This is a genomic window from Streptomyces sp. NPDC053542, from assembly GCF_044544685.1.
Lineage (GTDB): Bacteria > Actinomycetota > Actinomycetes > Streptomycetales > Streptomycetaceae > Streptomyces.
Window position 1 is genome coordinate 62,979 of record NZ_JBITXL010000011.1, and the last position, 12,298, is coordinate 75,276.

Annotated in this window: 8 protein-coding genes; 6 read left to right on the forward strand and 2 right to left on the reverse strand. The window is 71.1% G+C overall.

The features are described from left to right. Positions 1–226: 226 nt before the first annotated feature. Positions 227–2,035 carry a sulfoacetaldehyde acetyltransferase gene (xsc, locus tag ACIGXO_RS27940; protein WP_399792273.1) on the reverse strand — a complete coding sequence of 603 codons (1,809 nt, stop codon included), beginning with the start codon at positions 2,033–2,035 and terminating at the stop codon, positions 227–229. Positions 2,036–2,233: 198 nt separating this feature from the next. Here xsc and ACIGXO_RS27945 point away from each other — a divergent pair, with 198 nt between their 5' ends. The 3 genes from ACIGXO_RS27945 to ACIGXO_RS27955 are packed head-to-tail and all read left to right on the forward strand — an operon-like array spanning position 2,234 to position 5,747. After that, positions 2,234–3,049, forward strand: a complete 816-nt coding sequence (locus tag ACIGXO_RS27945) for an IclR family transcriptional regulator (RefSeq protein ID WP_399792275.1) — start codon at positions 2,234–2,236, stop codon at positions 3,047–3,049. Between the two features lie 38 nt (positions 3,050–3,087). Further along, positions 3,088–4,050: an AAA family ATPase gene (locus ACIGXO_RS27950; RefSeq protein WP_399792277.1), complete on the forward strand. Its 963-nt coding sequence runs from the start codon at positions 3,088–3,090 to the stop codon at positions 4,048–4,050. Further along, positions 4,047–5,747 carry a cobalt chelatase gene (locus ACIGXO_RS27955; RefSeq protein WP_399792279.1) on the forward strand — a complete coding sequence of 567 codons (1,701 nt, stop codon included), beginning with the start codon at positions 4,047–4,049 and terminating at the stop codon, positions 5,745–5,747. The genes ACIGXO_RS27950 and ACIGXO_RS27955 overlap by 4 nt, the downstream gene beginning before the upstream one ends. 6 nt (positions 5,748–5,753) lie before the next feature. On the opposite strand, the gene ACIGXO_RS27960 is transcribed toward ACIGXO_RS27955, so the two are convergent. After that, the gene (locus tag ACIGXO_RS27960; RefSeq protein WP_399792281.1) at positions 5,754–7,292 is read right to left on the reverse strand and encodes a PLP-dependent aminotransferase family protein; all 1,539 of its coding nucleotides are present in this window, start codon (positions 7,290–7,292) and stop codon (positions 5,754–5,756) included. A 331-nt stretch (positions 7,293–7,623) separates the two neighbouring features. On the opposite strand from ACIGXO_RS27960, the gene ald reads away from it, so the two are divergent. The 3 genes from ald (at position 7,624) to ACIGXO_RS27975 (ending at position 12,294) form a co-directional block, all read left to right on the forward strand. Continuing rightward, the gene (gene ald, locus ACIGXO_RS27965) at positions 7,624–8,739 is read left to right on the forward strand and encodes an alanine dehydrogenase (protein ID WP_399792283.1); all 1,116 of its coding nucleotides are present in this window, start codon (positions 7,624–7,626) and stop codon (positions 8,737–8,739) included. A 116-nt stretch (positions 8,740–8,855) separates the two neighbouring features. Then, complete coding sequence (locus ACIGXO_RS27970; protein WP_399792285.1) at positions 8,856–10,226, forward strand: aspartate aminotransferase family protein; 1,371 nt, start codon at positions 8,856–8,858, stop codon at positions 10,224–10,226. A gap of 529 nt (positions 10,227–10,755) precedes the next feature. Next, complete coding sequence (locus ACIGXO_RS27975) at positions 10,756–12,294, forward strand: amino acid permease (protein WP_399792287.1); 1,539 nt, start codon at positions 10,756–10,758, stop codon at positions 12,292–12,294. Positions 12,295–12,298: the final 4 nt, after the last annotated feature.

Here is a 12,298-nt window from a genome sequence, read left to right on the forward strand (position 1 = left end):
CGCGCCCGCGCCGGCGCCCCCCCCCCCCCCCCGCCGCGCGCCCCCCCCCCCCCCCCCGGCGCCCCGCCCCCCCCCCCCCCCCCCCCCCCGCCGGGGGGGGCCCCCCCCCCCCCCCCCCCCCCCCCCGGCCGGGCCGTACCGGATGCGGCCGGTACGAGCAGGGGCCCCGTACGGGCACGGGCCCGTACGAGCAGGGGCCCGGTCGGACAACCGGTCGGGCAACCGATCAGACGTAGTCCTGGTACTTCTCCAGGTACCGGACCGGCTTCTGCAGCGCGTCACGGCGGAACGGGTCACCGAGTTCACGCGTGCACATGATCTCGATGACGGTGGTCTTCCCGTCGTTCATCTGCGCGTCCACCGCCCGCTGCAGCGCCGGGCCGACGTCCTCCAGCTTCTCGACGACGACGCCCTCGGCGCCCATCGCCTGCGCGATGCCGGCGAAGGACTCGCTCTCCAGCTCGCCCGCGACGAACCGGCGGTTGTAGAAGTCGACCTGGTTCTTCTTCTCGGCACCCCACTGGCGGTTGTGGAAGACGACGGCCGTGACCGGGATGTCGTGCCGTACGGCCGTCATGATCTCGACCATGGACATGCCCCACGCACCGTCACCCGCGTACGCGATCGCCGGGCGGTCCATCGCCGCGGCCTTCGCGCCGATGATGGTGGGGAGGGCATAGCCACAGTTGCCGAAGGACATCGGCGCGAAGAAGGAGCGCGGCTCCTCGAAGCGCAGGTAGCTGTGGGCGACGGAGTTGATGTTGCCGATGTCGGTGGAGACCATCACCCGCGGCGGCATGGCCTTCTCCAGCTCGCGCAGGACCTGGCGCGGGTGCAGCCAGTTGCCGTCCTCCTGCTCCTGCTCGGCGATCATGTCCAGGGAGTAGGGGTCCTTCTCGTGGGTCCACTCGGACAGCTCCTGCTCCCACGCGTCCTTCTCCGCCTTGGTGCGCGCGGCACGCTCCTCGCGGGTGGCGTCGCAGGCGAGGGTGCGGTCCGCCAGCCGGTCGGTCAGCGCCGCGGCCGCGGCCTTCGCGTCGCCGCAGATGCCGACGGTGATCTTCTTGACCAGGCCGAGCATCTTGTGGTCGGCGTCGATCTGGATGATCTTCGCGTTCTTGGGCCAGTAGTCCATGCCGTGCTGCGGCAGGGTGCCGAAGGGGCCGAGCCGGGTACCGAGCGCGATCACCACGTCCGCCTGCGAGATGAGCTTCATCGCGGCCTTGGAGCCCTGGTAACCGAGCGGGCCGCACCACTGCGGGTGGCTGGCGGGGAAGCTGTCGTTGTGCTGGTAGCTGTTGACGACCGGCGCGCCGAGGCGCTCGGCGAGCGCCTTGCACTCGTCCACGCCGTCGGCCATCACGACACCGCCACCCGAGATGATCACCGGGAATTCGGCGGTGGCGAGCAGCTCGGCGGCCTCGGCCAGGCTCTTCTCGCCGCCGGGGCCGCGGTCCAGCCGCTGCGGGGCGGGGATCTCGGTCTCGATCTCGCCGTAGAAGTGGTCGCGCGGGATGTTCAGCTGGGTCGGGCCGATCTCGGAGAGGGCCCGGTCGAAGGCGCGCGCGGTGTACTCGGCCATCCGCTTGGGGTTGTTCACATGCGCCTGGTACTTGGTGAACTCCTGGAACATCGGGAGCTGGTTGGCCTCCTGGAAGCCGCCCAGGCCCGTGCCCATGGTCCCCGCCTCGGGGGTGATCATCACGACCGGGCTGTGCGCCCAGTACGCGGCGGCGATCGCGGTGACGCAGTTGCTGATGCCGGGGCCGTTCTGGCCGATGACGACGCCGTGCCGGCCGCTGACCCGGGCGTATCCGTCGGCCATGTGGGCCGCGCCCTGCTCGTGGACCACCGGGACCAGGCGGATGCCGGCCGGCGCGAAGATGTCCATGGCGTCCATGAACGCGGAGCCCATGATGCCGAAGATGTCGGTCACCCCGTTGGCCACGAGGGTCTCGACGAAAGCCTCCGAGGGCGTCATCTTCTGCTGCCCGCTGACGACGGTACGGCCGTCACCCGTCTGCTTCTCGCTCATCGTTCCACTCCTTCGACATGCCCGCCATTGAGAATTGCGGAAATCGGTACGCCGCGTTCCTGAAATCAGGATCTGGCTGGACCATAGAGGGGGCGATCGACGCCGTCAACGGATCGTTCAGGAAAACGAGACGGTGATAGCTTGTTTCTGGAATCCGACCCGGATTGAGACTGGTACACGCACAGCCCTGGAGGTACCGTGATCCCGCCACGCGAGCCCGATCCCGGCGCGGTGAACGGCGATACGCCGACCATGCGCCTCTTCTCCCTGCTCGAACTGATCGCCGCCAAGGACCAGTTGGTCTCACTCCAGGGCCTGGTCGAGGAGACCGGGATGCCCAAGCCCACGCTGCATCGCATGCTCCAGCAGCTGGAGAGTGCCGGGCTGCTCGTACGGCAGAGCGACGGGCGGCACTACGGCACCGGCAACCGGCTCCGCAGGCTCGCCGAGAACCTGCTGCTCAACGCCACCCACCACGGGGCGCGCCACACCGTGCTGCGCAGCCTCGTCGAGGAGCTCGGCGAGAGCTGCAACATCACCACGCTCTCCGGCAACGAGGTGGTGTATCTGGACCGCGTGGAGACGCCCGAGCCGCTCCGGTTCTACCTCCGCCCCGGCTCGCGCGTCCCCACGCACTGCTCCGCCAGCGGCAAGATGATCATGTCCCAGATGAGCCCGGCCCAGCGCCGCAAGCTGCTCGCGCACGCCCCGCTCAAGCAGTACACGCCCAGCACCATCACCGATCTCGACGCCCTCGAAGAGGAGTTCAAGCGGATCCGCCGGGACGGCTTCGCGCTGGACGACGAGGAGTTCCTGCCGGGCCTGGTGTGCGTCGCGGTGCTGGTACCGGCCGTGGGCGGCGGGCGCTCCAACATGTGCGTCGCGGTCCAGGCGCCGGTCATGCGGCTGACCGCGGACAAGGCGCTGTCGCTGCTGCCCGCGCTGCAGCGCGCCGCGGAGGCGATCGGCCGCATCGAGGCGGAGGGCACGCCGGAGGACGCCGCGGCGTCCTGACCACCGCAAGAGGCGTCTCACCAGAGGAGTTCCCGCACATGACGACAGAGCCCGACACCACCGTCGCCGTCAAGGACGTCTTCGGCATCGACTCGCACCTCACGGTCCCCGCGTTCAGTGAGCCCACCGAGCACGTCCCCGAGGTGGACACCGCGTACCGCTTCCAGCCCGACGTCACGCTGGCCCTGCTCGCCGGCTTCGCGCGGGGCCGCCGCGTGCTGGTCCAGGGCCTGCACGGCACCGGAAAGTCCACCCATGTCGAGCAGGTGGCCGCGCGGCTCAACTGGCCCTGCGTACGCGTCAATCTGGACGGTCACCTCAGCCGCCTGGACCTGATCGGCAAGGACGCGGTGGTGCTGCGCGACGGGCAGCAGGTGACGGAGTTCCAGGAGGGCGTGCTGCCCTGGGCGCTGCAGCGGCCGGTCGCGCTGATCCTGGACGAGTACGACGCCGGGCGCCCGGACGTCATGTTCGTCCTCCAGCGCATGCTCGAACGCGACGGCAGGCTGACGCTCATGGACCAGAACCGGGTGCTGCGCCCGCACCCGGCGTTCCGGCTCTTCGCCACCGCCAACACCGTCGGCCTGGGCAATCTCAACGGCCTCTACCACGGGGCGCAGCGCCTCAATCACGCCCAGATGGACCGCTGGAACATCGTCGCCTCGCTCGACTACCTGCCCGCCCGGGAAGAGGCGGCGATCGTCCGCTCGCGCGTCCCCTCGTTCGAGGACGAGCGCGGGCGCGCAACGGTGGACGCGATGGTGGCGGTCGCCGAGCTGACCCGGCAGGGCTTCCGGGCCGGCGACCTCTCGACGCTGATGTCGCCGCGTACGGTCATCACCTGGGCCGAGAACACCGAGATATTCGGCGACCCGGCGCCCGCCTTCCGGCTCTCCTTCCTCAACAAGTGCGACGAGGCCGAACGGCCGCTGGTCGCCGAGTACTTCCAGCGGTGCTTCGGCCGCGAGCTCGCCGAGTCCTACGCGTCGGCGGCGGCATGAGGCCGCAGCACGCCGTCCGCCACCGGCAGCAGGCCGAGGAGCTGTGCGCGGCGGCCGTACGGGCGCTGAGCGCGCGGCCCGATGTGCACTACCGCGGCGGCCGCCCGTACCGCGACAGCCGCCCGCTCCCTCTCCATGCCCCGCACGCCCGCGTTGCCCCGGACGATTCCGACTTCGCTTCCCTGCGCGGCGCCTCGGACGGCCTGGCGCTGCGGCTGCGCGGCTCGGACCCCCGCCTGCACGCCGAGCTGTGCCCTGCGGACGATCCGGCGGCGCGCCTGGTCTTCGAGCTGCTGGAACAGTTCCGTACGGAGGCCACCGTCCCGGACTCGCTGCCCGGCGTCCGCGCCAATCTGCGGTACCGCTTCGAACGCTGGTCCGCGGAGTGCGGGCGGTCCGGGCTGACCGAGACGGCACGCGGGCTGCTGCTGTTCACCGTCGCGCACATGTGCCGCGCCCGGATCACGGCGGAGCCGGTGCCCGCGCACGCCGAGGACCCCATCGAGGCCACCCGTGCCGCGCTCGCCCCGCTGACCGGGCACGATCTGGCCGGGCTCCGCCGGCACCGCACCGACCAGCGGGCCTTCGCCCGGTACGCGCTGTCGCTCGCCCGTACGGTGGCGGAGCTGCTCGCCACGGCGGAGGGCCCGGACGACGGCACTACGGGCGAGGACGCCGACCAGGACGACCGGTACGTGGCGGCCCTGCTGGCACTCGACACCGAGACGGTCGAGGAGACCGTCACCGCGGGCTCCGGCGAGAGCCGGGTCCTCACCGAAGACGCCGACGGATACCGCGTCTTCACCACCGCCTACGACCGCGAGCGCCCCGCCGCCGCCCTCGTACGCCCCGAGCTCCTCAAGGACTTCCGCGACCGGCTGGACCGGCGCATCGCCGACCAGGGCGTGAACGTGCCCCGGCTGGCCCGCGAGCTGCAGCTGCTGCTCGCCGCCCCGGCCCGGGACGGCTGGGACGGCGGCCAGGAGGCGGGGTACGTCGACGGGCGCCTGCTGCCGCGGCTGATCACCTCCCCCACCGAACGGCGCCTCTTCCGTACCGAACGCACGGCTCCGGTGGCCGACGCGCTGGTCACCTTCCTCATCGACTGCTCGGGCTCGATGAAGGCGCACGCCGAGTCCGTGGCGATGCTGGTCGACGTCTTCGCCCGCGCCCTGGACCAGGCGGGCGCGGCCTGCGAGATCCTCGGCTTCACCACCGGCGCCTGGAACGGCGGCCGGGCCCGCCGCGACTGGCTCCGAGCGGGCCGCCCGCCCCACCCCGGCCGCCTCAACGAACGCTCCCACCTGGTCTTCAAGGACGCGGCCACCCCCTGGCGCCGCGCCCGCCGCGACATCGCGGCCCTCCTCAAGCCCGACCTCTTCCGCGAGGGCATCGACGGCGAGGCCGTGGACTGGGCCTGCACCCGAGCCGCCGCCCGCCCGGAAGGCCGCAGACTCCTCCTCGTCATCTCCGACGGCAGCCCCATGGACACCGCCACCAACCTCGCCAACGACCGCCACTACCTCGACCACCACCTCCGCGACGTGATCACCCGCCAGAGCACTGCAACGGAGATCCACGGCATCGGCGTCGGCCTGGACCTGAGCCCGTACTACCGCCACTCCCGCATCCTGGACCTCGCGGCCGATACCGGAAACGGGATCTTCCGCGAGGTGCTGGGGCTACTGGCCCGCTAGCCGGCGCTACTGGCCCGCCAGCTGGCGCTCCACCAGGCGGCCGAGGATCCGGATGCCCGGGTCGATGGCGTGCAGCGGCGGCGCGGCGAAGCCGATGCGGAAGTTGTTCAGGGGCGGCTCGTCGCCGAGGTGGTAGATGTCGCCGCGCTCGATGAGGACGCCGTGCCGCTGCGCGCGCTCCACCAGCCGCCGGCAGTCGAGCTGCTCCGGGCCGCTCATCCACAGACTCACCCCGCCCGGAGAGGGCGTCGTGTGCCACGGCAGGTACGTGTTGACCGCCGTGCAGGCCGCTTCCCACTTGCGCATGAGCTGGCCTCGGTAGCGGCGGACGGCGCGGTGGTACTCGCCGGACTGGATCAGGAGGGCCAGTGCGCGCTGGGTGTGGCCGGAGGGGTGGCGGACCGAGTAGCGGCGCAGGTCGCGGAGTTCGCGGACGAGTTCCTTGGCGCCGACGAGGTAGCCCAGGCGGAGGCCGGGGGCCAGGAACTTGGAGAAGGTACCGAGGTAGACGACCTGGTCGGTGGTGTCCAGGCCCTTCAGGGCGGGGGTCGGGCTGCCCTGGTAGCGGAATTCGCTGTCGTAGTCGTCCTCGACGATGACCGTGCCGCTCTCGCGGACGAGGGAGAGCAGTTCGCGGCGGCGGCCGATGCCGAGCGTGACATTGGTGGGGTGGTGGTGACTGGGGGTGACGTGCAGCAGGTCGACGCCGGCGAGGGTGGGCGGCGGGGTGAGCCCGGCGGCGGTGACGGGGAGCGGCATCAGGCGGGCGCCGGCGCGGACGAAGATGTGTCGGGCGTCGAGATAGCCGGGGTCCTCGACGGCGACGACGGAGCCGGTGCCGAGGAGGGCGCGGGTGAGCAGGTCCAGGCCCTGCTGGGAGCCGACGGTGACCAGGACCTCCTCGGGGGTGGCCTCGACGCCGCGGGCCGGGAGGAGGCGGCTGCAGACCATCTCGACCAGCAGCGGGTCGTCGAAGGCGATGCTGTCCTGGAGGCTGTAGCGGGCGTGCGGCTGGTAGAGCGCCTCGTTGAGCGCGCGGGACCAGTCACGGGCGGGGAAGGCCCGCAGGTCCACCTGGCCGGCGAGGAAGGGGTACGGATACTCCGCCCAGTCGGCGCGCTTCTCGATGTGCGGGAGGGTGTCCTCGGGGTGGCCGCGCAGCCGTGAGCTCCAGTCGAAGGGCTCGTGCGCGGGGCGCTGTTCGGCCGCGCAGTACGGCCGCATGTCGCGGTTGACGAAGATGCCCTGTCGCACCCGGCTCTCGACGAAGCCCTCGGCGACCAGCTCCTGGTAGGCGGCGTTCACGGTGTTCCGGGAAAGGCCCAGCTCACGGGCCAGTTCGCGGGACGAGGGCAGCCGGTTGCTGGCGTCGATGGTGCCGACGGCTATGCCGTGCTCGATGGCCTTGCGGATCTGTCGGTACAGCGGCTCGGCGGAGTCCCGGTCGATCTCGATCAGTGTGCGTGGAATGCCTGCCTCCTGCGATAGCGGACGGCGGGGGACGTGCTGCACCGACGCGTGCGGGCGGGCGGGGAGGGCCGGCATGAGGAGGCGGCACTGCCCCCATCGGATTGACCGGATTCGCCTTGTCGTGGGGTGCCAGCTGACGGGATCGTAACCGCGTCCGAGCCCCCGCCCAAGAGGCCGGACAGGAGAAATTGCCCGGCCCGGTCGGTTTCGGGGCTCCCGGCCCTGGACCCATCAGAAGCCGGAGAACTGGCGCTTACCCCCGGACCAGTTGGCCCCGCACGCTAGCGCCACAACGCATCACGGCAGCACGAATGCCACCACGCAGCACGACGGAGCGCCGCCGCCCCGGACACCGCATGTCACCGGGCGCCCTGCCCGCGCCCGCCCCTACCGATGGGAGTTCTTCGTGAAGATCGGAATCCCGCGCGAGATCAAGAACCACGAGTACCGGGTGGCCATCACCCCCTCGGGCGTCCACGAGCTGGTCCGCCACGGCCACTCCGTGTACATCGAGGAGGGCGCCGGCACCGGCTCCTCGATCCCGGACGCCGAATACGCAGCGGCCGGTGCCACCCTCCTGCGGGACGCCGATCAGGTCTGGGCCACCGCCGACATGATCCTCAAGGTCAAGGAGCCGATCGCCGAGGAGTATCACCGCATGCGCGAGGGGCAGCTGCTCTTCACGTATCTGCACCTCGCGGCCTCCAAGGAGTGCACGCAGGCGATGCTGGAGTCCGGGATCACCGGCGTCGCATACGAGACGGTGCAGCCCGCCGACGGCTCGCTGCCGCTGCTGTTCCCGATGTCGGAGGTCGCGGGCCGGCTCGCGCCGCAGGTCGGCGCGTACCACCTGATGCGTGCGGCAGGCGGCCGCGGCGTCCTGATGGGCGGCGTCTCCGGCACCTCCCCGGCCAAGGTCGTGGTCGTCGGCGCCGGCGTATCCGGCATGAACGCGGTGGCCGTGGCCACCGGCATGTGGGCCGACGTCACGCTGCTCGACCTGAACATCGAGAAGCTGCGCGCCGCCGACCGGATGTACCAGGGCCGGATCCGGACCGTCGCGTCCAACGCCTTCGAGCTGGAGCGGGCGGTACTGGAGGCCGATCTGGTCATCGGCGCGGTGCTGGTGCCCGGCGCCCGCGCCCCCAAGCTGATCAGCAACGACCTGGTCTCCCGGATGAAGGAGGGCTCGGTCCTGGTCGACATCGCCATCGACCAGGGCGGCTGCTTCGAGGACTCCCGCCCGACCACGCACGCCGACCCGACGTACCAGGTCCACGACTCGGTCTTCTACTGCGTCGCGAACATGCCGGGCGCGGTCCCGAACACCTCCACGTACGCGCTGACCAACGTGACCCTGCCGTACGTCCTGGCCATCGCAGACAACGGCCTCGCGGCCGCCGCCGAAGCCGACCCCGCCGTCAAGCGCGGCATCAACGTGGTGGGCGGCCAGCTCACCTACCGGCCGGTGGCCGAAGCGCACGACCTGAAGTACGTCGACGTCGACGAGGTCCTCGTCTGAGACGCGCGCCGGGCCCGCCCGCCCCACCACGGCGCGGGCCCGGACGGCGGCGCCGGCCGCCGGCCCGCCGCCTCCCGCACCTCCGCCCCACCCGCTCCCCCTCCGGAAGGATCACCGTGAGCACCGACTCCTCCCTCCGCGCCAAGGCGCAGGCCCACCTCGGCCAGCACTTCACCCGTCACGACGTCTGGCAGGACGAGGGCCTGCCGGTCTTCGTCCGCAGCGAGGGCTGCCACCTCTACGACGAGCGGGGCCGCCGCTTCCTCGACGGCCTGGCCGGGCTGTTCTGCGTCAACATGGGCCACGGCCGCGGCGACATCGTGACCGCCGCCACGAAGCAGATGGAGACGCTGCCGTACGCCACGAACTGGGGCGCGGCGCACCCGCCGGCCGTCGAGGCGGCGAGCCTGATAGCCGACCTGGCGCCCGGCGACCTGAGCGTCACCTGGTTCGTCAACTCCGGTTCGGAGGCCGTGGAGACGGCCATCAAATTCGCCCGGCAGTACCACAAGAGCCAGGGCGCGACGGAGCGTACGAAGATCATCAGCCGCAGCATGGCGTACCACGGCGTCACGCTCGGCGCGTTGTCGGTGACGGGCCTTCCGAAGATCCGCGACCCCTTCCTGCCGTTGTTGCCGGGTATCCGCCACGTCCCCAACACCCTTGGTTTCACGGGCGATTGCGGCCCGGCGGACCAGCTGGACTGCGTACGCGCCATCGAGCAGGCCATCGTCGAGGAGGGCCCGGAGACGGTCGCCGCGGTCTTCGCGGAGCCGGTGCAGAACGGGCGGGGCGCGCTGGTCCCGCCGGACGGGTACTGGCGCGAGCTGCGCCGCATCTGCGACAAGTACGGCGTGCTGCTCGTCGCCGACGAGGTCATCTGCTCCTTCGGGCGGCTCGGCGAATGGTTCGGCAGCGGGTACTTCGGGGTCGTACCGGACATGATCACCTTCGCCAAGGGGTCCACGTCCGGGTACGCGCCGCTGGGCGGCATGATCGCCCGGGAGCCGCTGGTGCGCGGCCTGTTCGAGTCGCCGAAGGGCGGTACGTTCACGCACGGCGCGACCTGGGGCGGCCACCCGGTCTCCACCGCGGTCGCGGTCGCCAACATCACCGCCATGCGGGACGAGAACGTCCTCGGCAACGTCCGCACCCTCGGCCCCGAGCTGCGGGCCGGGCTGGAGAGCCTCAAGGACCGCTACCGCGTCGTGAAGGACGTGCGCGGCATGGGCTTCTTCTACGCGGTGGAGCTGATGGCCGACAGCGAGACCGGCCGCGAGCTGACCGAGGAGGAGTCGACGAAGGTGCTGCGCGAGGTGCTGCCGACCGCCTTCAAGCGCACCGGCGTCATCCTGCGCCCCGACGACCGGGGCGCGACGATGCTGATGATCTCGCCGCCGCTGGTGGCCGACCGCGAGGTACTGGGCGAACTGCTGTCGGGCGTGGACGTGATGATCGCGGACGTACAGAGGAGCGTGCTGGGCTGAGGCGGCCGGGCGGCGGGCGGCCGCGCGCCGGGCGGGCGCCGGGCGGCGGCGGGCGGCGGGCGGCCCTGGCTGACGCCGGCGCTGCACATACGTGGCGGCTCGAACAAGCCCGTCCCCCCACCGGGGGGTTACCCAGCGGAGCCGGCGCGGACACGCTCGCTCCCCCGACGCCACTCCTCAAGCCACGCCACGCCTCAAGCCACGCCCCGGATCAAGCCATGCCCCCGAAGCCGCTGCGTATACGGGGCGGCTCGAACACCCCCGTCCCCCCAGCAGGGGGTTACCCAAGGGAGGCGGTGCGGACACGCCCGCCTTCCTTGGCGTAGCCGAAACCTGGGCGCACTCGAGCCCCTCTCGACGTACCCGAAATCCTGGCGCACCCGAGACGTGCCGCGCCCGGAAACGATCATCGTGCAATAAGTGTGCAACACCCACTTAACGTCCGCGTATTAGGCTCTCTCTGGTACCGCGATATCGCTGCTTTCTGGCGCTTTCTCAGGAGTTCACCGGACGGCCATCATCCCGGGCAATGCCGATTACCCAACGAAATGGGGAACCCGTGGGAGAGAATAACAAGGAAGCCGTCGAAGGGGCCGGCCTGCGCGGCGAACTCAAACAGCGCCATATGCGGCTCATCGCCCTCGGCGGAGTCATCGGCGCGGGACTCTTCGTCGGCAGCGGCGTGGTCATCGAGGACGCCGGGCCGGCCGCCATCATCTCGTTCCTGCTGGCCGGCGGGCTGGTCATCCTCGTGATGCGAATGCTGGGCGAAATGGCGGTGGCCCGCCCCTCGGTGGGTTCCTTCTACGCGTACGCCCGCCTCGCCCTGGGCAATTGGGGCGGATTCACCATCGGCTGGCTCTACTGGTATTTCTGGGTGAATGTCGTCGCGCTGGAAGCCGTGGCCGGCGCGAGCCAGCTGCACGTCTGGCTGCCCGGTATTCCGCTGTGGGTCATCAGCCTCTGCCTGATGGTCATCCTCACCGCGGTCAACATGTTCTCGGTGAAGTCCTTCGGGGAGTTCGAGTACTGGTTCTCCTCCATCAAGGTCGCCGCCATCACCGTATTTCTCGTCGTCGGCCTGGTATTCGTCCTGGGGATGTGGCCCGGCGCCCATGAGGCGGACGTCTCGAACCTGACCGCGCACCAGGGATTCGCGCCGCACGGCATCGGCCCGGTGCTCGCCGCCGTCATTCCGGCCGTCGGCTTCTTCACCGGCGCCGAGATCGCCGCGCTGGCCGCCTCGGAGTCCAGCGAGCCGCGCCGCAACGTCGCCAAAGCCACCAACTCCGTCGTCCTGCGCGTGCTCCTCTTCTACGTCGGCTCGATCTTCCTGGTCATCGCGATCGTGCCGTGGAACAAGCCGGACGTCGCCGAGGGCCCGTACGTCGCAGCCCTCCAGGAGATCGGTATTCCCGCCGCCGGCACGCTGATGCGGATTCTCGTGCTGGTCGCCGTGCTCTCCTCGCTGAACGCCGGGCTCTACAGCGCCTCCCGCATCGTCTTCGCGCTCACCAGGAATGGCGACGCACCGCGCGGCCTCACCAAGCTCAGCAAGCGCGGCGTGCCGCGCCGCGCGATCCTCCTCGCGACGACCCTCGGCTATGTCTCGGTGATCATCGCGTATGTCTCGCCGGACGCGGTCTTCTCCTTCATCGTGCACTCCTACGGCGCGGTGGCCCTCTTCGTGTACCTGCTCGTCGCCCTCTCCCAGCTGCGGCTGCGCCGCCGCCTGGAGCGCGAGGACCCGGGCGCGCTGCAGCTGAAGATGTGGTGGTACCCGTACCTGAGCTGGTTCACGGTGGCCGCGATGGCGGTCGTGATCGTCACGATGGCCGTACTGCCGTCCACCCGCATGGACTTCGCGGCCAGCGCGGTCACGCTCCTGGTGGTGCTCGCGGCGTACGGGGTGCGCGCGTACCGGAAGTGGGGGCCGGGCGGGGCCGCCGCCGAGGCGCCGGCGGAGGCGCCCGTCGGCCTGCCGGGCACGGGAGCCACGGCGGTGTCGGCGCTGGAGGCGGAGGAGAAGGCGGCGACGGAGACAAAGGCGAAGGCTCCCCGCGCCTGACCGG

Excerpts from the sequence above, each read along its gene's own strand:
- ACIGXO_RS27960 (WP_399792281.1), bottom strand. The coding sequence starts at position 7,292 with ATGCCGGCCCTCCCCGCCCGCCCGCACGCGTCGGTGCAGCACGTCCCC.
- ACIGXO_RS27950 (WP_399792277.1), top strand. The coding sequence starts at position 3,088 with ATGACGACAGAGCCCGACACCACCGTCGCCGTCAAGGACGTCTTCGGC.
- ACIGXO_RS27975 (WP_399792287.1), top strand. The coding sequence starts at position 10,756 with ATGCCGATTACCCAACGAAATGGGGAACCCGTGGGAGAGAATAACAAG.
- xsc (WP_399792273.1), bottom strand. The coding sequence starts at position 2,035 with ATGAGCGAGAAGCAGACGGGTGACGGCCGTACCGTCGTCAGCGGGCAG.
- ACIGXO_RS27955 (WP_399792279.1), top strand. The coding sequence starts at position 4,047 with ATGAGGCCGCAGCACGCCGTCCGCCACCGGCAGCAGGCCGAGGAGCTG.